Consider the following 23225-nt stretch of genomic DNA (forward strand, 5'->3'; position numbering starts at 1 on the left):
GTGGCCGAATTTCGTATGGAGCGTTCGTTTGTAGTAACCATTTCGACTGTTGTGCGGTCCGTCTTGATTCTCCTCCAGATGCGATTGGATCTCTGCTCGCATGATGGTCTCCAGCGTGTTTTTCACGAAGTCAGTAACAAGATTTTCAACTAGCTCATTCAGTGTGCTTTGGGTTATAGTAGTCATCGAGAAGGGTCCTTTCTTGGTGGTTTCGTCACTCCCGAGAATACCCTTCTTTTTTATGCTTTGGATAGACTCCAAATCATGGTACACAAACTACTGTATATCATCGATAACCAATGGTTAGTTTGCTAATAACGGAAAATATGCTCCACAAACCAGGCAGCACCCCCGATATGAAGCGGATAACGGAAAATATGCTCCCTATTGGCGCTTGCCTGTCCTGAAGCCGTGATGATATACGGTTCTCTGTTTTATGTTTTAGCAACACAGACGCTATGTATAACTGAAAGGCATACTGAATATTCGAAATATATATTTTATTTATGGAAGAATCTGATTTAAGATGAGGGTAATCAAGGGAGGGGAACAGACATGAGCAACTATGTAAAGCAAGGCAAGCTGCAGGTAGCGGATGTTCTGTATGACTTTATTATGAAGGAAGCACTGTCGGGAACTGGACTGGACGCAGGGCAGTTCTGGTCCGGTCTGGAGGAGCTTATCCATGACATGACGCCAGAGAACAAGGCATTATTGGTGAGTCGCGACCAACTGCAGGCGCAGATTGACGAATGGCACAGACAGCAAGGCGGGGCAGGGGAGACCGAGGATTACAAAGCATTCCTGCAGGAGATCGGGTATCTGGAGCCGCGAAAGGATGCTTTCCAGATTACAACCAGCGGGGTGGATGAGGAAATTACGCGCCAAGCGGGCCCTCAACTCGTCGTGCCGGTCAACAATCCTCGATATGCGCTGAATGCGGCCAATGCCCGGTGGGGGAGTCTCTATGATGCGCTGTACGGTACGGACGTGCTTCCCGAGACGGATGGGGCGACGTGTACACCAGAGTATAATCCCGTGCGCGGAGCCGCTGTCATTGCGTACGCCAAGCAGTTTCTCGATGAGACCGTTCCTCTGCAGGAGGGTTCGCATGCCGGAGTGACCCAGTATCATGTTCAGGCTGGCGAGCTGACGGCTACACTGGCGGATGGAACGGTCACCCGATTGCAGGACCTGGAGGCATTTGCAGGCTACCAAGGCGATCCCGGCCAGCCGGAAGCGGTGCTGCTGCGACAGCATGGATTGCACCTGGAGCTTCAGATTGACCGCAAGGACCGGATCGGCAGCTCGGATGAGGCCGGCGTCAAGGATATCATCATGGAGGCGGCGCTGACGACAATTATGGACTGTGAGGATTCTGTTGCGGCTGTGGACGCGGAGGACAAGGTTGGCGTCTACCGCGCCTGGCTGGGGCTGATGCGGGGGGATCTAAGCGTCTCTTTCACTAAGGCCGGCAGTCTTGTGCACCGGTCGCTGAACGGAGACCGGACCTATACATCGCCGGAGGGCGAAGAATTGCAGCTCTCGGGGCGCTCACTCCTGTTCGTGCGCAACGTCGGCCATCTGATGACCAATGAAGCCATTCTCGATGAGGACGGTCAAGAGGTGTTCGAAGGACTGATGGATGCTGTGGTAACCAGTCTGATCGCCCTCCATGACCTTCAAGGCCGTTCACGCTACCGGAATTCCGCCCAGGGCTCCGTCTACATCGTCAAGCCCAAGATGCACGGCTCTGCGGAGGCGGCATTCAGCAATCGACTGTTCAACCGGGTGGAGGATCTGCTAGGGCTTCCGCGGCACACGCTCAAAATCGGACTCATGGACGAGGAACGTCGCACCAGCCTCAACCTGGATGCCTGTATCTATGAATTAAGAGAACGAATTGCCTTCATTAATACAGGATTCCTGGACCGCACCGGTGACGAGATCCATACCTCCATGGAGGCGGGGACAATGATCAAGAAGCTGGACATGAAATCCGCTGCCTGGCTGCAGGCGTATGAGCAGAATAATGTGCATACCGGACTTGCCGCTGGCTTCCGAGGACATGCTCAGATCGGTAAGGGCATGTGGGCGATGCCGGATCTAATGGCCGATATGATTGTGCAAAAAGTTGGTCAGCTGAAAGCCGGTGCCAATACGGCTTGGGTGCCTTCGCCAACTGCGGCCGTGCTTCATGCGATGCATTACCATCAGGTTCATGTGGATGAAATTCAGCAAAGAATGAGTGGAATTGCACACGACTACAGAAATGAAATTTTGCAAATTCCACAGGTTGAACATCCGTCCTGGACAGATGAGGAACTGGCGCATGAGCTCGATAACAATGCACAAAGTATTCTGGGCTATGTTGTGCGGTGGGTGGATCAGGGCATCGGCTGCTCCAAGGTACCGGACCTGCATAACGTCGGCCTGATGGAGGACCGGGCTACCCTGCGGATCTCCAGTCAGCATATTGCCAACTGGCTCCGTCACGGACTCTTTGCCCGTGAACAGGTACGGGACGCGTTGATCCGCATGGCAGCAGTGGTCGACGGGCAAAATGCGGGCGACAGCGCCTATCGCCCCATGACACCAGATGTCGAGAGCTCCATTGCCTTCCAAGCGGCCTGCGATCTTGTCTTCCTCGGCTGTGATCAGCCCAATGGCTATACTGAGCCGATTCTGCATCGCCGCCGTCTGGAGGCCAAGCGCACCCAGCGACAGGAGCACTCTCGCGTCTAATTAGTTGAGAATCTGCAATTGCTGCTTGGCAATCGTAATGAATTCACGCACCGCAAACGGCAAATGCTTATGCTTGCGCCAGATCATGCCTAGCTCCAGGCTGACAGGGTTTCCTTCAAGTGGGATGGCGGCGAGGTTGTGATTGTGCAACTGGTCAGCAATGCGTCTGGGGAACAAGGAAATGCCGATCCCGGCTTCGACCATCTCCAGCATAAAGTCCTTCTGCGAGCTCTCACAGACGATGGCTGGATAATACCCGCTGGCCAGGCAAGCTTCGAGAATACTGTCGTGCAACGAGAAGTCATTTTTGTACAAAATAAACGATTCCTTCTTCAGCTCGGACAAATGAAGCATGGGCCGGGCTGCGAAGGGATGGTCGGCGGGAACCACTGCCACGAGCGGGTCCTTCAGGATCGGCAACGAATCGAAGCTATCGGTAGAAGGGGGCAGGCTGCAGACCAGGCCGATATCCAGATTGCCGTCCTCCACTTGGGATTTTATGGATTTGGTGCCGACCTCAGTCAGGGTAATATCGATCAGCGGATAGGTGTTCTTGAACGCGCTAATAAGCTTGGAGAAAAAGGCTGCACCCATGATCGGCGGAATACCAATCCGGATTTCGCCTTTCTTCAGTTCCAGCAGGTCGGTCAGCTCCGAGGTCAGATTGCCGAAGGCCTGCAGTGCGTCTTTTGCATTTTTTAACACAGCCTTTCCTGCATCCGTCAGCTCCAGCTGCCGGGAGGAACGATAGAACAGCGGCACATTCAACTCGTCCTCCAGCTGCTTGATGGCTTTGCTTAGCGAGGGCTGGGAGAGGTGCAGCGCAGACGCAGCCTTGGTGAAACTGAGCAGGCGCGCCACTTCAGAGAAATAGTGGAGTTGGCGAATATCCATGGAACGACCTCCTTATGTCGATAGGGCATATTAAATGGACTCATCTATTCGAATAGGTTATGGATGTAGTATATAGGAGCTGGCGGTGACAATGCCAGTATTTTCGTAAAAGGGAGGACTAGATATGAAGTTTGTTCGATTCAGAGCGAGTGAGCAGGCTCCCGTGTTATCGGGTGTATTGGAGAGCGAGGAGCGCATCCGGGAGATTACAGGTGAACCGTGGGCGCAGTGGTCATATGCTGAAGGGGAGTACAGGCTGGGTGAGGTGATACTGGAAGCGCCCCTCGTCCCTCGCTCAATTATTGGTCTCGGCAAAAACTACCTGGCTCCAGGGGAGGCGCATCCAGACGAACTGCCAGCTGTACCAGTCTTGTTCTATAAACCGGCGCTATCAGTTATTGGGCCGGAAGCAGACATCGTGCTGCCGCCCGGCGTGGACGAAGTGAAGTTTGAATCGGAATTGGCGGTGGTGATCGGTAAGACGGCACAGAGGATCAAGGCAGATGAAGCGGAGGGATACATCTTCGGCTACTGCGTGGCCAATGATGTCACGGCGCTTTCCCTCTTTCATCCGGATGGTCATTGGACGCTGGGCAAGGCGGCGGATACGTTCCTGCCGCTAGGGCCTCTTGTAACGACAGAGCTGGATCTGAATGCGGTGCGTGTCTGCTCGTCGCTCAATGGCAAGGAGTATCAGAACTGCGGACTGGAGCGGATGATTATGAGCATCCCGGAGATGATCGCACGAATCTCGCGCTACGTTACACTGGTGCCCGGTGATGTACTGTTGACCGGAACACCGGCTGGCGCCGTCATGATGCGGGCGGGCGATCGGATCGAATGTCGAATTGACGGGATCGGTTCACTGAGTAACCCCGTAGCTACAGCTCCGGCAGGAGGAAGCAATGGCGATTAATACCAGTATCATCCTGCGAATTGAAATGGATCATGCGTCGTCTACTTTTGGAGAGTTCGTCACGATTATTAACCGGGCAGGCGGCGATGTCGTAGCGGTCGATGTGATCTCGCCGGGCAAGGAGAAAACCGTTCGCGATGTTACGGTCAACGTATCCGACAGTTCTTACCCGCGAGTATTGGAGGCTGTTGAACGGTATCCTGGCATCCGTCTGATCAACGTGTCGGACCGGACGTTTCTGGTTCATCTCGGCGGCAAGATCAGCATTGCGGCCAAGATGCCGATCAAGAACCGGGATGATCTTTCCCGGGTGTACACGCCCGGCGTCGCCCGCGTCTGCCAGGCTATCGTGGAAAACCCGGCGAAGGCATTCTCCCTGACCATCAAGCGCAACACGGTTGCGGTAGTATCGGACGGCTCGGCGGTGCTGGGTCTTGGCAATATTGGGGCGACGGCTGCCATACCGGTCATGGAAGGGAAGGCGATGCTGTTCAAGCAGCTGGCAGATGTGGATGCGTTCCCCCTCTGCCTGGATACCCAGGATACAGAGGAGCTGATTCGCGCTGTGAAGCAGCTTGCGCCTGTATTCGGTGGCATCAATCTGGAGGATATCAGTGCGCCGCGCTGCTTCGAGATCGAACGCCGACTATCGGAGGAACTGGACATTCCGGTCTTCCATGATGATCAGCATGGGACGGCGGTAGTGGTGTTGGCGGGGCTGCTCAATGCGCTTAAGGTCGTCGGCAAGCGGATCGAAGAGGTCAAGGTGGTTGTGAATGGAATTGGCTCCGCCGGGTTTGCGTGCTGCAAGATGCTGCTCGCTGCAGGGGTGCAGCGGCTGGTGGCGGTTGACCGGGAAGGGCCGTTGCGGCCGTATACCGCATATGGCAATCCGGCTTGGCAATGGTTGGCCAAGCAGCCACAGCTGTGCTCCGAAGAAGGGGAGCTGCTGGATGCCATGCGCGCCGCGGATGTGTTCATCGGTGTGTCCCGTGCGGGCGTGTTGACGGTGGAGCATCTGAAGCAAATGGCGGCTGATCCAATCGTCTTCGCCATGGCGAATCCCGAGCCCGAGATTGACCCGGAGCTGGCAGCGCCTCATGTACGCGTGCTGGCTACCGGCCGCAGTGACTATCCGAACCAGATTAATAATGTCTTGTGCTTCCCGGGCATCTTCCGCGGTGCGCTGGATTGCCGGGCCACCTGTATCAACGACGACATGAAATTGGCCGCAGCCATGGCCATTGCATCCGTAGTCACCGCCAATGAGAGAAACGAGCAATACATTATTCCCAGCCTGTTTAACGAAAATGTGGCCCTCAAAGTCCGGGATGCCGTCATTGAAGCGGCGATTCGGAGCTCGGTCGCCCGCCGCATCCCGCCGGAATTTCGGGTGGAGTCGCAGTCGCTGGCCTAATAGGAATGCTGGAGAGCGCCAGTATGTCGTCTTGTGTCCGATTAATTGTTGCCAAAACCCACATCTTAATATATCATGATATATTATTATGAGCCGTACTGGGCAGTAGGGTTATGGAAATGAGGGATTCAGGGTGGAAGATACATCGTCCAAACCGTTGTACGAGAAAATCTTTGAGAATGTGAAGCAGGATATTCTGACGGCCAAATATGGGATTGGCGACCGGATCCCGTCGGAGAAGGAGCTGGCGGACGAATACGGTGTGAGTCGGATTACGAGCAAAAAAGCGCTGGAGCTACTGGCTGGTGAACGGCTTATCATCCGCAAGCCGGGCAAGGGCTCATTCGTGGCCGACGCCGAGCGGGACTTCGCGGACAGTGCCGTGGCGCTGCAGGAACGCAAGACCGCAGCGCCTGCGGAGGAGCTGAAGACGATCGGCCTGGTCATTACCGATTTTGGCAACAGCTATGGCACGGGGCTGATCTACGGAATGGAGGAGGCCGCGCGCGCGCATGACTGCTTCCTGGTGCTGCGGCGCTCATTTGGCATTCCTGACAATGAAGAAGCCTCAATTCAGAAGCTGCTCAAGCTTGGCGTGGACGGGCTGATCGTATTCCCGGCGCAGGGGGAGTACTTCAACGCTGAGATTCTGAAGCTGGTCATCGAACGCTTCCCGCTGGTGCTGGTGGACCGCCACCTCAAGGGGGTCGCTGCGGCCTCAATCTCCACGGCGCATGCGGCAGCTGCTAGACATGCTACGGAATACCTTTTTGACCTTGGTCACCGGCATATCGCCTTCCTCTCGCCGCCGCCGACAGACACGACTGCAGTAGAGGAGCGGATTGAAGGCTTCATCCAAGCCCATGCTGAGCAGGGGATCATCGTCGACCGGGGATTATGGATTAATGATGTGACTTCGACGCTGCCTAATTCCTTCAATGACACCAACATTGAGCGAGATATCGCAATGATCATTGCACATTTGGAGGAGCATCCGGCGATTACGGCTGTATTTGCAATTGAGTACAATATTGCCCTGCTGGCCAAGGCTGCTATTGAACGAATGGGCAAGCGCATTCCTGAGGACTACTCCATTGTCTGCTTCGACTCGCCGCCGACATCACTTGGCGGGGGCTATGCCTTTACGCATATTCGACAGGACGAGGAGCGTATCGGCCAGCTGGCCGTGGAAAACGTGCTGCGGATCATGAAGGGCGAGACGGTGCCCAACAAGCGCCAGCTCGACGCCAAGCTCGTCCCCGGCGAATCCACGGGCCCGGCCCGCATTTAGCGCGGCCCACAAGTTACGCGGCATGCAAATAATAAAGAAGACTTCCTGCGGGAAGTCTTTTATTATTTTGCCCGCATCCCTGCCAACCGCCCACTGTAACGCACCTTTGCTCCTCTATTTGCTCGGCAACCCGCTGGTGGCCCGCTGTAACGCACCTTTGTTCCTCTATTTGCCCGCAACACCGCCAATCGCCCGCTGTAACGTACCTTTGTTCCTCTATTTGCTCGAACAACGCCAACCGCCAGCTGTAACGCACCTTTGTTCCTCTATTTGCCCGCAACACGGCCAACTGCCCGCTGTAACGCACCTTTCTTCCTCTATTTGCTCGACCAACCGCCAACCGCCCGCTGTAACGTACCTTTGTTCCTCTATTTGGCTAGCCAACCGCCATCGGTCTGCTTTCCTGACGGAGGCCGCACAATCCTACGCGGTAACATACTAACCATCTGGTATATCATTTGATTATTTTCGACAAGTAAAATAAACATTGACATAATATTAATATGCCAATATACTAACTCGTGTAAGCGTTACACATTACATCACATGGACGGTGGAACCAGACATGCAGACCGAACGCAGTACCTTGCCAACCGCCCTGTCGGGACTGATCGCAGCCGTGAGGGAACGGTTGCCGGCCGGCGCGAGACGGGCGGACCTATTCGAGCGATGCTTTGCGAACACCTGGAATACAACGATTCAGCGCGAGGACGATGGCACGACCTTTGTCATCACAGGAGATATCCCGGCCATGTGGCTGAGGGACTCGACCGCGCAGGTGAGAGCGTACATCATCCCTGCTGCTGAAGATGAGGAAGTCGCAGAGATGATTCGGGGGCTGGTGGAGCGTCAGTTCCGGCTCATTCTTGCTGATCCTTATGCAAACGCATTCAATCAGGCGGCGAACGGACGCGGCCATCAGGAGGACCTGACCGAGAGCAGCCCGTTGGTATGGGAGCGCAAGTATGAGATTGACTCGCTCTGTTATCCCATTCAGCTCGCCTACCTGCTCTGGAAGAACACAGGTATGATCGCCCAATTCAACGACACGATGCGGCAGGGTGTCCAGACCATTCTGGAGCTGTGGCGCACGGAGCAGCATCACGAGACCCAGTCGCCTTATCGCTTCCAGCGCCTCAATTGCCCGCCAACCGACACACTCGTGCGGGAGGGCAAAGGCAGCGAAACGGTCTTTACCGGTATGACCTGGTCGGGCTTTCGCCCCAGCGATGATGCTTGCACCTATGGCTATCTGGTGCCGTCCAATATGTTTGCGGTTGTGGTGCTTGGCTATGTATCGGAGATCGCAACCGGCATTTGGCAGGACCCCGTATTGGCCGCTGAGGCAGCAGAGCTCGCAGCTGAGATCGAGAGTGGCATCCATGAGCATGCCATAATTCAGCATCCGGAGCACGGCCTGATCTATGCCTATGAGACGGACGGTCTGGGCCACCATCATCTGATGGATGACGCCAACGTGCCGAGTCTGCTGTCCATCCCTTATCTCGGTTATGCCGCAGCGGACGATGCGCTCTATCAGCGAACCCGCGCCTTCCTGCTGAGCAAGGACAATCCGTACTATTACGAGGGCGAAGCAGCCTCCGGGATCGGGAGTCCCCACACCCCGAACCGATACATCTGGCCAATCGCACTGGCTATGCAAGGGCTGACCGCTTCAGACCCGGCCGAGCGGGAGGCGATTCTGGAGCTGCTGGAGCGCACCGATGCCGGGACGGGCATGATGCACGAGGGCTTCCATGCGGATGATCCCAGCCAATATACACGTGAATGGTTCTCCTGGGCCAACATGATGTACTGTGAACTGGTTCTGTTACAACTGGGCTACAAGATTCGCAATATATAAATAAGCTAAAAAAAGGGAGGCAACACAATGAAAAAACGATGGATGACCTTGACGGCGACGGTCCTGACGGCGGCGATGATTGCAGGCTGCAGCGGCAACAATGGTGGCGGCACAAGTGAAGGTGGCACGAGTCCCGGAACTGAGGGCGGCTCGGGTGACAAGCCGGTCGAGTTAACATTCTGGGGCGACTGGGGTGGTGAAGGCCAGGTCCAGTTCGAGACGATGGTCAATGCCTTCAATGAATCGCAAGACAAGATTCGCGTCAAATATGTGCTTCAACAGGATATGATCACCAAGTTCCTGACCTCCGCAACCTCAGGCGGCACGCCGGATATCCTGTTCTGGGACCGCTGGCGGACATCGCTCTATGCACCCAAAAACGTGCTGCATCCCATCGATGAGCTGATGGCCCGCGATGGCGTGGAGCGTGACAATTATTTTGAGGAATCGCTGAAGGAATTAACCTATGACGACAAGCTGTACGGCTTGCCACTCACAGTGGATGCGCGGGCGCTCTTCTATAACAAAACCATGCTGGAGGAAGCGGGCTTGGAGCCGCCGACCACCTGGGAGGAGCTGGCGACAGCTGCCAAGGCGCTCACCAAGTGGAATGGTGACAAGCTGGAGGTGGCGGGATTCTCTATGAGCGATCCGGGCTTGTTCAATATGTATTTGCAGCAGGCAGGCGGTCAGATGATTACCGAGGATGGCAAGACCAGCTTCAACAACGAGCAGGGGATGGAAGTGCTGTCATTCTGGGATCGGCTGATGAACCAGGATAAGGTGTACAAAATCGGCTTTGAGCAGGGCTTGGGTGAAGGCACGGATGCCTTCGTGACCGGCAAGCTGGCGATGCATTTTACCGGCCCGTGGATGCTCAGCACCTATAAAAAATATGGCAGTGAGCTCGACTTCGGCATCGTACCACCGCCAGCAGGACCAAGTGGCGACCAGGCCAGCGTCATGGGCGGCTTCGGACTGGTTATTCCTGAAGGCTCCAAGCACAAGGATGAGGCGTGGGAGTTCATCACATGGTGGCTCGCCAACAAGGACAACGCGATGCTGTGGGCGCAGACCTCACTCAACCTGCCTGGCTACAAGCCAGCGCTGGAGGATCCGTTCTTCGCGGATGATCCGCTGTGGCAGCCGTTCCTGGAGACGCTGGAATTCGCCAAAATCCGGCCGCAGCACCCCGGCTACTCCGTCATGGAAGTCGATGGCCTGATTCCGAATCTGGAGCTGTTCATCCAGAACAAACAGAGTGCCGAGGATACCCTCGCCAAGTCGCAGACGCAGGGCGACAAGCTGCTCAAGGATAACGAAGTCGTCGAGTAACCCGCAGGCCATCCGTCCCAGTACCCACAAGGGGCTATCGGGACGGATGGCGCGCTTCGAGATAGGAGGAATCGCGATGTCAGCAATCAACAAGCTGGAGCGTCACCAGGCAAGAACCGCGTACTTGTTCATCGCGCCGACCATGCTGCTCTTTATTATTTTCATGGTGATTCCGGTCGTGATGGCGCTGTACCTGAGCTTCACCAACTATGACGTGCTCAGCCGCATGGACTGGGTGGGATGGGACAATTATCGCAGACTATTGGACGACAGCCTGTTGTGGCTGACCTTCCGCAACGTGCTGCTGTACGCCGTCATTTTCGTACCGCTGAACATTATGGTGTCCTTCGGGCTGGGACTGCTCGTCAACCACGCCTGGCGCGGCGTCAAGCTGTTCCGGACTCTATATTATCTCCCGACACTGACCTCAGCCGTTGCCGCCGCGACGGTATGGCTGTGGCTCCTACATCCGGAGTTCGGGCTGGTCAACGGACTGTTGTCGTATATTGGCGTTACGGGACCGGCGTGGGTTGCCCAGACCGAGACGGCCATGATGGCGATCGTTCTTGTGACGCTCTGGCAGTCGGTCGGCTCCAACATGATTATCTATCTGGCCGGACTGCAAGGCGTACCGGGTCATCTGTATGAATCGGCTCGCCTTGATGGCGCCAATCGTTGGGATATGATCCGTTACATCACTTGGCCGCAGCTCAGGCCAACGACATTTCTCGTCAGTACGATGGCGATTATCGGGGCGCTCCAATTGTTCGACCAGGCCTTTGTTCTGACCCAGGGCGGCCCGGCCAATATGACCAAGACACCGGTCTATCTGATATACCAGCAAGGCTTCAATCAACTGCAGATGGGCTATGCTTCCGCCCAGGCTTTTGTCCTTGCGATGGCGATTCTGATCTTCTCACTTATCAACATGCGAATCACCAAAGCGGAAGAGTCGGTGATATAGGAGGTGGACCCAGATGGAGACAACCGGTCAGTTAACCGGAGCCAAGGCGCTTAGACGCACCGGCTTCTATTTATTCAGCGCTATTATTGCCATTGTCATGTTCTTGCCGTTTTACTGGAGCTTGCTGACCGCGATCAAGCCGGATGAAGAGATCTTCACGATTCCGATCCAATGGATTCCGACGTCGATCACCTTCGATCATTTCGTCAAGGCATTTACGACAGTCCCGTTCGGGCTCTACTTCTGGAACTCGTTTGTGCTGGCTGTGCTGGGGGTGCTATTCAACCTGTTTTTCGGTTCCCTTAGCGGGTATGCGTTTGCCAAGCTGAAGTTCCGGCTTAATCAGCCGCTGTTCCGTATTCTGCTGGCGGCCATGATGATTCCCGGCATCGTCACGATGATTCCGAGTGTGTACGTGCTGCAGCATTTCCCGCTGCTCGGCGGCAACAATCTGATGGGCGAGGGCGGCTATGGTCTCATGAACACAATCTGGGGTGTCATTCTCCCTGGTGCTTCGGGCTCGTTCGCCGTCTTCTTCATGCGCCAATTCTTCGTCTCGCTCCCCGGCGACATGCTGGAGGTGGCACGAATTGAGGGAGCGGGTGAGTTCCGTATCTTCTGGCGCATCTATCTGCCCTTGACCGCTCCGGCCCTCGCGACCCTGGGTATCTTCACGTTTCAAGCGGGCTGGAATAGCTTTCTGTGGCCGATGATCGTGCTAAATGATCCAGAGAAACACACGATCCAAATGGGCTTGCAGGCCTTTTCCTACAACTATCAGACTGATTTCGGCCCGATGATGGCAGGTGCGCTTGTGGCGATTGCGCCGATACTGGTGCTGTTTCTGCTGTTGCAGCGTTATTTTGTCCAGGGCATTGCCTTCAGTGGCGTCAAAGGCTAGCGAACCCCCTTGTCTGGAAGGAGAACCTAATGATGAATGAACGAAGACATGAGATGACAGCAACTCTGTGGCAGGCAAGAGCAGATGAGGCGCAGCGCATGCTGGAGGAGCGGTATTGGAATCCATCGATTCGGATGTACAACATCCAGAGCCCCTGTCCAAATGGCGAATGCAATACCATCTTCCACTATTGGTGGATGGCGCATGCGGTCGAGGCGCTGACAGACGGGCTGGAGCGGACGGGAGATCCCCGTTATGCACAGAGGCTTAGTGAGCTCTACGACGGATTGCTAACCCGCAATGGCGGTGTCTGGCCCAATCCGCTCTACGACGATATGGAATGGATGGCGATCGGCTGGCTGCGGGCGCACCGGGCAACTGGCGAAGCCAGATACAAGGAGGCGGCGCTGCTGCTGTGGGCGGATATCCAGACTGGCTGGAACGACCACATGGGTGGGGGCATTGCCTGGCAGAAGTCACAGCTAGATTATAAAAATACACCCGCCAATGCCCCGGCTGCCATTCTGGCGGCCCGGCTCTATGAAGCGTTTGGCGATCCTGCCGATCTGGCATGGGCCGAGAAAATCTACCGCTGGCTCCGGCAGTCGCTAGTCGATCCCGAGACGGGCTTTGTGTGGGACGGCATGAACCGTCAGCAGGATGGAGTCATTGACAAGGACTGGAAGTTTACGTACTGCCAGGGTGTATATATTGGCGCGGCTGTGGAGCTGTACCGTCTCACTGGCGAGTCCCAGTACAAGCGGGATGCTGAGCAGACCTGGCGGGCGGCCTTGGCAGAGCTTACGCGAGAGCCGGACCGGCTATTCCCGGCGGAGGGAACGGGTGACGGCGGGTTGTTCAAAGGCATTCTCGCCCGCTATGGTGGCCATCTGGCTCTGCTACCAGACGCCGACAGTGATGCGGCAGAGGTTCTGTATGCGAACGCCCAGGCGCTGTGGCAAGCGAGCGGCGAGGGTGCTACTTTGTTCGGTGGAGCCTGGGATGAGCAGCCAGCAGGCGAAGTCGAGCTCAGCACCCAGCTGAGCGGCGTGATTCTGCTGGAGGCGGCAGCCTTACTGGAGGGGAGGTGATGGGGATTGGGATGTCTTGCTGGGACGAACGCGCGGCCTGGCTCCAGGAGCGGCTGTACGCCAACTATCATGATGCGAGCACGGGTATTCTGGCGCAGTGGTACCCACTAGAGGCTGCGCAGCCCGGCGAGAACTTCTATTATTGGTGGCAAGCGCATGTGATCGACGTCTGGATGGACGGATACGAACGCTCGCAGGAAGCCAAGTATCTGGAATGGATTCGGGCCTTGGCGGAGCATCTGTACCGGGTCAACGGCTACACCTTCCTGCACAATTATTACGATGATATGGAATGGCTTGCGCTGGCGCTGCTCCGGGTTTATGACGCAACAGGAGAAGACACGTACCGCGCCCAGGTGCTGGAGCTGTGGGCGGATATCCGCACCGCGTGGAACGAGCATCAGGGTGGAGGCATGGCCTGGAAAAAGGACCAGCTGGATTACAAGAACACGCCCGCCAATGCTCCCGCGGCCATCCTGGCCGCTCGGCTACATCAGCGGTTCGGCGATCCCGAGGACCTGGCGTGGGCGCGACGGATCTATGCCTGGAACCGACAGCACCTCGTGGACCCGCAGACTGGCTTCGTCTGGGATGGCATCAACCGGCTCGGCGATGGTGTAATCGACAAGGACTGGACCTTCACGTATTGCCAGGGCGTCATGATCGGCGCCGGGGTAGAAATGCATGCCTGCACAGGCGAGGTGGCGTATCTGGCAGATGCCCGCCAGACGGCAGCGACGGCACGCCAGCGGTATGTCCATCCGCAGAGTGGAATGCTGCCTGATGAAGGCATCGACGATACGGGATTGTTCAAGGGTATCATGATCCGCTATCTCACTGAGCTGATGCTGCGAACGGGGGAGGCGGAGGAGTGGCAGGAGGTTTTGCTGCATAATGGCGAGCAGCTGTGGTCAGCAGGTCTGGATCACGAGTCCGGTCTTACTGGTCCAGCCTGGGAGCAGCGGCCCAGCGGACCCGTCCAGTTGAGCGTACAGCTGAGCAGCGTCATGCTGATTGAAGCGCTTGCCCGCATCACGACACATCATGGGAGCGACACAAGCAACGGTTAACCATCCTTTGGAGAAGAGGTGTGTTCATGATCGTTTGGAACAAACGCATCACCCTCATCGTGTCTTGTCTGCTCGTTCTTTCACTGCTGGGCCCCGTTGGCAGCCGCAAGGCGGAGGCCTTCACGGCAGCTAATGCCCATGACGCCATGCAGGCGTTCATTAATGTCTTCTACGATCCATCGGCCAAGTACTTCTACACCAACAGTGATCACCAGATTCACCCCGAGCATGCGCACGGCCCCAACGGCGGTCTGTATACGGACTTCTGGTGGGGCGCCCAGCTGTGGGAGACTGTCATGGACGCGTATGAGCGGACAGGCAGCCAAACTTACCGTACTCTGATCGATGATATCTATGCCGGGTTCAACGCCAAGTATCCAGATATGATGCAAAATGTGTTCAACGACGATCTCGGCTGGTGGGCGCTCGCTTGTCTGCGGGCCTACGAGCTGACGGGGACGGCGGAGTACCGCAACCGGGGTTCTTTTCTATTCGATAAAATCTATGAAGAGTGGGATACCAGCTACTACGGCGGCGGCATCTGGTGGCGGCGCGATGCGCATAACCCCAATGTGTCCTCCAATGCCCAGAAGAATGTAGCCACCAACGCGCCCATGGTCATGACTGCGGTGAAGCTGTACCAAGCGACGGGCAACAGTGCCTATCTGACCAAAGCGACGCAAATCTACAACTGGGTGAAAACCAAGCTCGTCTCCGGCAGCAAGATCAACGACCATCTGGAGGGGCCGGGAGCAGGTACGGTCATTGACTGGGACTTCACGTACAACTATGGCAACTACCTCGGCGCTGCGGTATCGCTGTACCAAGTGACGGGCAATAACGCCTACATTACCGATGCCAACACGGCTGCCACGTATGCCATCAACAATCTGGTCTCTGCGCAAACTCTCCTGTACGAGGGGGAGAATGACGGCGCTGGCTTCAAAATGATCTTCGCACGCAATCTCAACCGGCTGCGTGTGATTGGCGGACAGTCGCAATATCTGAATTTCCTGCAGCAAAATGCGACCCAGGCCTGGAATCACCGCCGCACCAGCGACAATATTATCGGCAGTGACTGGCTTCGTCCGACTGGCTCGAGCTATGTCCAGAGCCTGGCTGCGGCAGCGGGCGCCTCGATCCTGCAGTTGACGCCGCCGGATAACTATACGGGGTACATTGCCGGTAACGGCGCTTATGAGGCAGAGAATGCCCGGCGCACCCTCGTCGGTGGCGGCGGTATGATTAATGAGAGCACACAGGGCGGCTACACTGGCCGGGGCTATGTGGCTGGCTGGAATACGAGCGGCACCTCGCTGGATTTTTACGTCAACCAAAACACTGCAGGCAACCGTACCATTACATTCCGCTATGCCGCAGGCGCAGGCAATGCCTCGCGGTATGTGCGCGTGAATGGCGTCTATGTCGCCAACAATCTGAGCTTCAGCGGTACCTCGGGCTGGGGCAGCTGGAACACCGTTACGGTGACCGTTCCGCTCAACGCTGGCTCCAACACGATCCAGCTTGGGTATGATAGTTCAAGGGGCAACGGCAACTTCCTGAACGTGGATCTGCTGAGCGGATTGTAGGGGGCTGGCTGAGGACTTACGATCCTGTGTGCTCAATGCAGTCTGTGATGTCTATGAACACAATCGAACTGCATCCCACCACCTCGCCTGTACTAGGCGGGGTGTTTTTGTGGTTTCGGCAGAGAGGGGGCGGGACAAATAAACTCGAAATTTCATACTTATTTGCCGTGAAATCGATTTTTTCCTCGAATGTATGCGAAAAATCGTGTTTATTAGGCCAATTCCTGTACATTGGTCAAAATAAACACGATTTTTCGTGCTTAATGAACCTGCCGTCTCTTGGGCAAGCGTCCGTCGAATTGCTGCACTTGTTCGTTGCCGTTTTCATACGCTCAGCTGCTGCACTTGTTCGTTGCCGTTTTCATACGCTCAGCTGCTGCATCTGTCGGCCACCGCTGCGTGCGCTGAGACGCCGCCATCCGAGCTATAGTTGAAGGTCCTGCACACACGGCAGAACCCCGCTCCAACGAAAGAAACTTGTCTTACAGGACCTGCCGCGACGTCGAACCTCACTCCAACGAAAGAAACTTGCCTTGCAGCGCCTACTGCGACGACGCCCCCCGCTCCAACGAAAGAAACTTGCCTTGCAGCGCCTACCGCGCCGTCGAGCCACGCTCCAACGAAAGAAACTTTCCTTGCAGCACCTACTGCGACGACGCCCCCCCGCTCCAACGAAAGAAACTTGCCTTGTAGCGCCTACCGCGCCGTCGAACCCCGCTCCAACGAAAGAAAGTTTCCTTGTAGCGCCTACCGCGCCGTCGAACCTCACTCCAACGAAAGAAACTTTCCTTGTAGCGCCTACTGCGGCGTCGAACTCTAACCAGCGCCGGTTTTCCAATGCCACATTGCTGCTGAATCCGCTGCTAGGATGCCAGTATGCAAGCCGGTTGGGTCCATAAGGCTTGCGCCCGATCGCTCAGCGGTGCCGCTTCACGCGCTCGGACTTGCGTACGCGCGGGTTGACGCTGAGTGGCTGCTTGGCGATCCACTTCAGGAAGCGGGCCATCTCGGGATCAGCCTGTAGTGCGGCTACGGTGGTCAGCTCGCGATCTACGAGGTCGCGATTGGTATACAGAGCATGGATTTGACGATGACAGGCGCTGCAGATATCAGCAGTAGGCATACCGGCGCCGCCCTTCTCCTTGGGTATCAGATGGTGGACGGTCGTCTTGAGCGGATGGCGTCCGCATAACGCACACTGGTCTTGGGTATCGTGGCTCACGGGACTGTAGCGCCTCCTCAGATGGTCGGGATTTGCCATCAGTATATCGTTTCAAACGGCAGAAATCCAATCCGCATGCATCGCATTGAACCTTCAACCTGGGAGAATCGTCCATTAACTAATCAAGCTCGATTTCTTGCTATGCGTCGCAATAATAGACTAGGTAAAGGGGGAGTGAGGATGGGAAAGAGGCTTAGGGTCTTTAGTTTGTGGATGGGACTGTCAACTGCAGCTGTTATCGCCGTCGTGATGCTCATTGTCGTGAGCGTGGGAGGGAACCCTCTACAATGGGGACGGGACTTTCAGAGCTTCTCGCTAACTGTCGACAACCGATCAGAACAAGCGATGACGAATGTGGAAATAGGAACTCTTGTAACCGGTCAGTCCGGTCAACTCGTGACAGGGGACTCCTGGCAGCCGAAATCTGGTGAGATCGGGAGTGGACGCAAGCGCGTTTTTAAACCTCAATTATCGCATCGCGGTGAGGGCGGGATTTACATGCGGTATACGGATGCCAATGGCAAAGAGGTCCAGACTACCGTCTGCTCCTACACCGAGTATGTATCCGGCTATACCGATGTCACGATTCACAATGAGCGGGTGGAGGTAGAGGAGAACTGCCTTTAAGGGCTGTTCCCCTGCTCGCCGTGTCTGCCCTGTTCTAGTTATCGTACATGCTTACGGGCAAAGGTCCTCAAGACATCCGTCGCCCACCGTGTTGTTCCAGCCAAGCCGTCATCTCTGGAATCAGAGGTGATGTCACGCAATCCATAAGTACCGCTACTTCCGTTTCCGTGGCATAGTTGAAACGCAGGTAGCCTCCGAGCGGCCTGTAGAATAGCTTGCAGCTGTACTCGTTCTCGATGATGAAGTCTGGATGCCAGCGTTCACGGGCTGCTTGGGCAAGTGAGGGAAGGGAGAGCTTACGCGTCTCTTTGGTGAAGATATAGAACTGTACGGTCCTTTCTTCATACCAGGGTTCGAACCACGACGGCTCTGCAGCGGACCTCTCATATACACGCTGATAAATGGCATCAAGCATGGTGGGATAGTCACCGTCCGCTGGCTGCAGCAGGGAGATTCGGTCGTTGTGGCGGGGGAGCCACAGTAGTCCTTCCACTTCAGGATGCACGGCGAGAAAGTCACCATCCACGCTTGTCCCCAGCGAGACGCAGCTGCCAATTTGTTCTTCTGTAATCGGACTGTCGTCGTCATGCTCCCATAGCCCATACTCGGCAAATGGCTTCAGCACTTCCTCGTCCGGCCTCGCCACATTCATCCAACCCCGATAAGTTCCCTCGCCGTACTTCATCAGAAAAGATCGGTAAGCGCTGGGCAGCACAACTCCCGACACCAACTCGACTTGCGCCAGCGTTGATTCCTCCACTATGCTTCGGTTTCCAGACACGACGTACATGAACCACTCCACCTCTCCTAATTCATCCAGCATTTCATATCTAATGAGCATACCGCGAATTGCAGCACTTGCCAACAGAGGAGAGGGGCTAAGGTTAAGGCGTCCCGGTCAAACGGTCTGTCTGACCTATGGCCTATCTTATGGAAGAAGATGTATGCTGGTTAAAGCGATTATACGAACTCTATACCTAATAGGAGTGATCATTTTGGATGCTAAAGTAAAACAGCCATTGGAAGATGCCGCAGCACTTGCGGCTCTGGACCCGGATGAATTCTGGGAGGACAGTGAATATGCCCGGGAGAGCTATGTATCCGACCCGCCGTCAGATGAGCTGATCGCGGAGATCGAACAGGAGCTGGGCTACAAGCTCCCAGCCTCGTACATTGCGCTCATGAAGCAGCAGAACGGCGGAATTCCGCGTAACACCAATTTCCCTACAACAGAAGCGACCTCGTGGGCGCAGGATCACGTAGCGCTTACAGGGATCATGGGGATTGGCCGTGACAAAGATTATTCTCTGGGCGGTGGGCTGGGCAGCCGATTTATGATGGAAGAGTGGGGGTACCCGGATATCGGCGTCTACTTCGCAGATTGTCCGTCTGCCGGACATGACATGATCGTGTTGGATTACAGCGCCTGCGGTCCGGATGGCGAACCTACCGTTGCCCATGTCGATCAGGAAGGCGATTATCACATCACACCGCTGGCACCGAACTTTGCTGCCTTCGTATTAGGGCTAGTGCATGACGATGAGTATGATACCTCCGAAGAAGACAAGGCGGAGGCTTTGGAGATGGCCCAGAACGCTGCGTTTTCCCCGTTGTTGTCCGAGCTGTGCGACGCGGTCAGGGAGGTTGCAGATGTCGAGGGTGCGATCCGGAGGATCAGTACGGATTTGATAGAGGAAAAAGGTTTTTTTGCCCTGCATGCCGACGAACGGTCACAATTGTTATACGATGTTCAACTGTGGCTGTTCACCAATCAATATCCACAGACCACCCGCGAGCACTATCTGGAGCGTTATACGGAGATGATTGCCTTTGGACAGCCATTTGGTACACGCGGCTATGCGCCGGGCTTCGTGACAGACTGGCTGGATGAGCGGTTGCAGAGTGGTCGCATCGTTGAGCAGGGCGGTTATCTGGCTCCGTCGGCGGAAGAGGAGACAGCCTTGATTAAGCGGCTGCGTGCCATCGCAGCAGAATAGGAGGCAGGATGGAAGAGGAGTTGGATCAAGCAAAACGGAACTACTGGCGCCAGCAGCAGCGGTTTTATTTTAATCTCATGCTGTTCTTGGCACTGGGGAGTTCACTAGCAGTATTATTGCTGCAAATGTTCCGGTGGCATCTAGTTCATTGGGTAACCCCGTTTTTTCTTCCTCTTATTGAGCTGGCGGGCCTGGCGGTGTTCCTCGGGACTGGTGTTGCCACGCTTGTCTACTTGATCGTTAGCAAGCAGCCCTCCCGAGCCAGGACAGGCATTCCCTTCATTATTCAACTGGTCACGCTCGTGCTGGTACTAACTGTTCCCTTCAATGCACTCGCTGTGGAATGGAATGATCGTGCCCATCGTGCGAAGCGGGAGACCGTAGTGCAGATGGTCCAAGAAGACCAACTTCAGCCTAATGTCGGACACAATCCGGCCTTGATCCGACTGCCCAGCGACTATCGCCATCTCTCCAGAGGCGGCGGTGAAATTGTCGTCCATGAGATAGATGATAATCTGCAAGTTCTCTTCTTTACCTACCGCGGCATCATCGGCAGCATGTCCGGCTTCGTCTACTCGGCTGACGGCAGTCCGCCTGATGACCTGGCCTTCGGCATTACGCAGCTGCTGGAGTTGAAGCAGTTCGGTCCGAACTGGTACTGGTTCAGCTCCTCATGAACCGGCAAGGCAGGTGCGTTGCCCTCTGCAACCACCTGCGGCTCCAGCGCACCATTGTTCCTCTATTTACTCGCCCCCCGTCAATCCGCCAGCTGTAGCGCACTATTGTTCCTCTATTTACTCACACACCCATCATCCACCAATTGTAGCGCACCTTTGTTCCTTTATTTCCTCGTACTCCTGCATGCCGTCTGCTGTAGCGCACCTTTCTTCCTCTACACAACCTTGCACTAGCTTAAACCCGCGCCAGCACTGGGTTTTCGCCGCCTGGTCAAGGAAGTGCAAGCCGTCAAAAAAAGAGAAATTGGCGGCTGAGTGGTTATTTTCCGCATGCCTAGCCCGTTCAAAAATGTCCGGTTGTGCGTCAAAGGCAGACCCTCTATGCTGGGTAACAAGCGAACCGATCGCAGCGTCAACACACTCCCCGAATGGAGGACGACGCGACCTGAGCTGTGATCGTGCAAGCGCAATCAATTCTACCTATGAAACACCTGCTCATCGCATAGAGCACAAATGACAAACCAACCAGCTATTACGACAGAAAGGCGGTGTCCCATGCAAAAGACGGAACTTGGCCACATCTCAGGAAGCGGCTCCGCAAGCAGGGAAACCAAAAAGCTCCGCACCCGCTCATCCTTTATCAGCGCCGTCCGCAAGAACCGATATCTTTATTTGCTGGCGCTGCCGGGTATCCTGTACTTCTTGATATTCAAGTATTTGCCGATGTGGGGGATCGTCATCTCCTTCCAAAACTACTCCCCGTATGCGGGGGTATTCAACAGCAACTGGGTTGGCTTTGATCATTTCCGGCGCTTCTTCTCTAATCCGGATTTCTGGCTGCTGTTCCGGAACACGATGGCCATCAACCTACTGAACCTGACGCTGTTCTTCCCGCTGCCGATTATTTTGTCACTACTGCTCAACGAGTTGCGCGGCGTTTTGTACAAGCGGGTATTGCAGTCGGTGTTCTATCTGCCGCACTTCCTATCCTGGGTTATCATCTTCAGTCTCACATTCCTGATGTTCTCCCAGGGCGAAGGCATCATTAACAAGATGCTGGTCTTCTTCGGACAAGATCCGTACCCGTTCCTGACTGATCCGAATATCTTCTGGTTCATGCTCACGGGCCAATCGATCTGGAAGGAGGCCGGCTGGGGAACCATCCTGTTCCTGGCAGCCATCGCGGGTATCGACCAACAGCAATATGAAGCGGCCAAAATGGACGGAGCCGGCAGATTGCGCCAAATGTGGCACGTGACGCTGCCTTCAATCCGTACGGTGATCGTCATCCTGCTGATTCTGCGTCTGGGGGATATGATGGATGTCGGGTTCGAGCAAGTGTTCCTGATGTACAATGGCGCGGTCTCGCATGTGGCGGAGGTGTTCGACACCTATGTGTACCGAGTGGGCATTCAGCAGGGGCAGTTCAGCTACAGTACAGCTGTCGGCCTGTTCAAATCGGTCGTTGGCCTCGTCCTTGTGCTAGGGGCGAACTATCTGGCGAAGCGAGCTGGCGAGGAGGGCATCTACTAATGCTGCGAGGTTTCAACCAAGGGAGGTGTACGTTCTATGAAGCTAAGCTTGGGTGAGCGGGTGTTTCAGACCGCCAATATCCTTGTCCTGGGGTTGATCGGCTTAATTACGATCTTTCCCATCTACTACGTTGTTATCGTCTCCTTCACCGATCCCGCTGAATATTTGAGCAAGGATTTGGTGTTGTTCCCGACGAATTGGTCGCTCGATTCGTACCGCTATCTGTTGTCGACGTCTGCTTTTCCGCAAGCGCTGGGTGTGAGTGCCTTTCTGGCAGTTGTAGGTACGGCTTGCTCGCTGATCGTGACGTCCTCTTTGGCTTATGCCTTGTCCCGCAAAAGAATGCAGGGGCGGCGGCCGATCATGCTGATGATTCTGTTCACCATTCTGTTCACGCCCGGCATTATTCCCAACTATATCTTGGTACGGGAGCTCGGCCTGCTGAACAGTTTGTGGGCCGTCATCCTTGTCTCGCTTTCGACGGGCTGGTTTGTTATTCTCATGAGAGGCTTCTTCCAGAGCATCCCCGAGAGCCTCGATGAGGCAGCTGCGATTGATGGTTGTAATGATATTACGGCGTTTTTCCGAATTGTCCTGCCGCTGTCGATGCCGGCGATCGCCGCATTTGGCCTGTTCTTCGCGGTAGGGTATTGGAACCAATATTTTAATGCGATGCTGTACTTGAATTCACCGGACAAATGGCCGATTCAGGTACTGCTCCAGAATATGCTTGTTGATGCGTCGGGCAGCAGTATGGTGAGCGAAACGTTCAACCAGCCGCCGCCGTCGGAGACGCTGAAGATGGCTGCTGTTGTTATCGCGATTTTGCCGATTGTGATGGTGTATCCGTTCTTGCAGAAGCATTTTGCGAAGGGTGCGATGGTGGGGTCGATTAAGGGATAGAAGCATGATATAAGAGGCCTGCGTGGAGCGGAATCATTCTTCCGATCGCTGTTGTCCTCAGATTTCCTGATGATTTTAACCCCTGGAGGGGGTGAAATCTGAGGACAAAGGCGAGCGCTCCGCTTCTCCAGAATCGATTCCGTCCTCTCCGGAACTTACATCAAACTTCTAAGTAAAAAATAAATAGGA

20 protein-coding genes are annotated in these 23225 nt (G+C 55.4%); 16 read left to right on the plus strand and 4 right to left on the minus strand.

All coding sequences use genetic code 11. The features are described from left to right. Positions 1-186, minus strand: a 186-nt coding sequence (locus F556_RS34985) for a transposase (RefSeq protein WP_211222627.1), incomplete at its 3' end; no start/stop codon positions are given. A 369-nt stretch (positions 187-555) separates the two neighbouring features. Here F556_RS34985 and F556_RS0123205 point away from each other — a divergent pair. Then, positions 556-2745: a malate synthase G gene (locus F556_RS0123205; protein WP_020619391.1), complete on the plus strand. Its 2190-nt coding sequence runs from the start codon at positions 556-558 to the stop codon at positions 2743-2745. Here the strand turns inward: F556_RS0123205 and F556_RS0123210 are convergent, their stop codons facing one another. Continuing rightward, positions 2746-3639: a LysR family transcriptional regulator gene (locus tag F556_RS0123210; protein WP_020619392.1), complete on the minus strand. Its 894-nt coding sequence runs from the start codon at positions 3637-3639 to the stop codon at positions 2746-2748. Between the two features lie 124 nt (positions 3640-3763). Between F556_RS0123210 and F556_RS0123215 the strand changes: the two genes are divergently transcribed. The 10 genes from F556_RS0123215 (at position 3764) to F556_RS0123265 (ending at position 16077) form a co-directional block, all read left to right on the plus strand. Continuing rightward, entirely contained in the window at positions 3764-4555 is a 792-nt protein-coding gene (locus F556_RS0123215; RefSeq protein WP_020619393.1) for a fumarylacetoacetate hydrolase family protein, read from the plus strand. Continuing rightward, positions 4545-5972, plus strand: coding sequence for an NAD-dependent malic enzyme (locus tag F556_RS0123220; protein WP_020619394.1), 1428 nt, complete (start codon positions 4545-4547; stop codon positions 5970-5972). Before F556_RS0123215 ends, F556_RS0123220 begins: the two co-directional genes overlap by 11 nt. Positions 5973-6105: 133 nt before the next feature. Further along, positions 6106-7263, plus strand: a complete 1158-nt coding sequence (locus F556_RS0123225) for a GntR family transcriptional regulator (RefSeq protein ID WP_020619395.1) — start codon at positions 6106-6108, stop codon at positions 7261-7263. Between the two features lie 565 nt (positions 7264-7828). After that, entirely contained in the window at positions 7829-9127 is a 1299-nt protein-coding gene (locus tag F556_RS0123235) for a glycoside hydrolase family 125 protein (RefSeq protein ID WP_020619396.1), read from the plus strand. A 27-nt stretch (positions 9128-9154) separates the two neighbouring features. Beyond that, complete coding sequence (locus tag F556_RS0123240) at positions 9155-10462, plus strand: ABC transporter substrate-binding protein (RefSeq protein ID WP_020619397.1); 1308 nt, start codon at positions 9155-9157, stop codon at positions 10460-10462. Between the two features lie 76 nt (positions 10463-10538). Next, entirely contained in the window at positions 10539-11426 is an 888-nt protein-coding gene (locus F556_RS0123245) for a carbohydrate ABC transporter permease (RefSeq protein ID WP_020619398.1), read from the plus strand. 13 nt (positions 11427-11439) lie between these two features. Beyond that, positions 11440-12327 (plus strand): carbohydrate ABC transporter permease, encoded by an 888-nt coding sequence (locus tag F556_RS0123250; RefSeq protein ID WP_020619399.1) that lies wholly within the window; start codon positions 11440-11442, stop codon positions 12325-12327. A 32-nt stretch (positions 12328-12359) separates the two neighbouring features. Then, on the plus strand, positions 12360-13418 hold the full coding sequence (locus F556_RS0123255; RefSeq protein WP_020619400.1) for a glycoside hydrolase family 76 protein: 1059 nt from the start codon (positions 12360-12362) through the stop codon (positions 13416-13418). Further along, on the plus strand, positions 13418-14488 hold the full coding sequence (locus tag F556_RS0123260; RefSeq protein ID WP_020619401.1) for a glycoside hydrolase family 76 protein: 1071 nt from the start codon (positions 13418-13420) through the stop codon (positions 14486-14488). The genes F556_RS0123255 and F556_RS0123260 overlap by 1 nt, the downstream gene beginning before the upstream one ends. 26 nt (positions 14489-14514) lie before the next feature. Continuing rightward, a complete protein-coding gene (locus F556_RS0123265; protein ID WP_020619402.1) occupies positions 14515-16077 on the plus strand; it encodes a glycoside hydrolase family 76 protein in 1563 nt (520 codons plus the stop codon). Between the two features lie 916 nt (positions 16078-16993). Here F556_RS0123265 and F556_RS0123270 read toward each other — a convergent pair. After that, the gene (locus F556_RS0123270; RefSeq protein WP_020619403.1) at positions 16994-17299 is read right to left on the minus strand and encodes an HNH endonuclease; all 306 of its coding nucleotides are present in this window, start codon (positions 17297-17299) and stop codon (positions 16994-16996) included. Between the two features lie 180 nt (positions 17300-17479). Between F556_RS0123270 and F556_RS0123275 the strand changes: the two genes are divergently transcribed. Then, positions 17480-17926 carry a hypothetical protein gene (locus F556_RS0123275; RefSeq protein WP_020619404.1) on the plus strand — a complete coding sequence of 149 codons (447 nt, stop codon included), beginning with the start codon at positions 17480-17482 and terminating at the stop codon, positions 17924-17926. A gap of 67 nt (positions 17927-17993) precedes the next feature. On the opposite strand, the gene F556_RS0123280 is transcribed toward F556_RS0123275, so the two are convergent. After that, on the minus strand, positions 17994-18749 hold the full coding sequence (locus F556_RS0123280) for a hypothetical protein (RefSeq protein ID WP_169447630.1): 756 nt from the start codon (positions 18747-18749) through the stop codon (positions 17994-17996). A gap of 163 nt (positions 18750-18912) precedes the next feature. On the opposite strand from F556_RS0123280, the gene F556_RS0123285 reads away from it, so the two are divergent. The 4 genes from F556_RS0123285 to F556_RS0123305 all read left to right on the plus strand — a co-directional run bounded on the left by F556_RS0123285 (position 18913) and on the right by F556_RS0123305 (position 23036). Continuing rightward, complete coding sequence (locus F556_RS0123285) at positions 18913-19923, plus strand: SMI1/KNR4 family protein (protein WP_425414015.1); 1011 nt, start codon at positions 18913-18915, stop codon at positions 19921-19923. Between the two features lie 8 nt (positions 19924-19931). Further along, positions 19932-20600: a hypothetical protein gene (locus tag F556_RS0123290; protein ID WP_020619407.1), complete on the plus strand. Its 669-nt coding sequence runs from the start codon at positions 19932-19934 to the stop codon at positions 20598-20600. A 555-nt stretch (positions 20601-21155) separates the two neighbouring features. Further along, on the plus strand, positions 21156-22133 hold the full coding sequence (locus F556_RS0123300; RefSeq protein WP_020619409.1) for an ABC transporter permease: 978 nt from the start codon (positions 21156-21158) through the stop codon (positions 22131-22133). A gap of 36 nt (positions 22134-22169) precedes the next feature. Then, positions 22170-23036, plus strand: a complete 867-nt coding sequence (locus F556_RS0123305) for a carbohydrate ABC transporter permease (protein WP_020619410.1) — start codon at positions 22170-22172, stop codon at positions 23034-23036. Positions 23037-23225: the final 189 nt, after the last annotated feature.

It is taken from the genome of Paenibacillus daejeonensis DSM 15491, assembly GCF_000378385.1.
Classification (GTDB): domain Bacteria; phylum Bacillota; class Bacilli; order Paenibacillales; family Paenibacillaceae; genus Paenibacillus_D; species Paenibacillus_D daejeonensis.

Bases quoted from the DNA above. Each gene is read 5' to 3' on its own strand.
- F556_RS0123260 (WP_020619401.1), top strand. From the start codon at position 13,418: ATGGGGATTGGGATGTCTTGCTGGGACGAACGCGCGGCCTGGCTCCAG.
- F556_RS0123250 (WP_020619399.1), top strand. From the start codon at position 11,440: ATGGAGACAACCGGTCAGTTAACCGGAGCCAAGGCGCTTAGACGCACC.
- F556_RS0123265 (WP_020619402.1), top strand. From the start codon at position 14,515: ATGATCGTTTGGAACAAACGCATCACCCTCATCGTGTCTTGTCTGCTC.
- F556_RS0123300 (WP_020619409.1), top strand. From the start codon at position 21,156: ATGCAAAAGACGGAACTTGGCCACATCTCAGGAAGCGGCTCCGCAAGC.
- F556_RS0123290 (WP_020619407.1), top strand. From the start codon at position 19,932: ATGGAAGAGGAGTTGGATCAAGCAAAACGGAACTACTGGCGCCAGCAG.
- F556_RS0123235 (WP_020619396.1), top strand. From the start codon at position 7,829: ATGCAGACCGAACGCAGTACCTTGCCAACCGCCCTGTCGGGACTGATC.
- F556_RS0123210 (WP_020619392.1), bottom strand. From the start codon at position 3,639: ATGGATATTCGCCAACTCCACTATTTCTCTGAAGTGGCGCGCCTGCTC.
- F556_RS0123305 (WP_020619410.1), top strand. From the start codon at position 22,170: ATGAAGCTAAGCTTGGGTGAGCGGGTGTTTCAGACCGCCAATATCCTT.
- F556_RS0123275 (WP_020619404.1), top strand. From the start codon at position 17,480: ATGGGAAAGAGGCTTAGGGTCTTTAGTTTGTGGATGGGACTGTCAACT.
- F556_RS0123245 (WP_020619398.1), top strand. From the start codon at position 10,539: ATGTCAGCAATCAACAAGCTGGAGCGTCACCAGGCAAGAACCGCGTAC.
- F556_RS0123205 (WP_020619391.1), top strand. From the start codon at position 556: ATGAGCAACTATGTAAAGCAAGGCAAGCTGCAGGTAGCGGATGTTCTG.
- F556_RS0123280 (WP_169447630.1), bottom strand. From the start codon at position 18,749: ATGCTGGATGAATTAGGAGAGGTGGAGTGGTTCATGTACGTCGTGTCT.
- F556_RS0123255 (WP_020619400.1), top strand. From the start codon at position 12,360: ATGAATGAACGAAGACATGAGATGACAGCAACTCTGTGGCAGGCAAGA.
- F556_RS0123220 (WP_020619394.1), top strand. From the start codon at position 4,545: ATGGCGATTAATACCAGTATCATCCTGCGAATTGAAATGGATCATGCG.
- F556_RS0123215 (WP_020619393.1), top strand. From the start codon at position 3,764: ATGAAGTTTGTTCGATTCAGAGCGAGTGAGCAGGCTCCCGTGTTATCG.
- F556_RS0123240 (WP_020619397.1), top strand. From the start codon at position 9,155: ATGAAAAAACGATGGATGACCTTGACGGCGACGGTCCTGACGGCGGCG.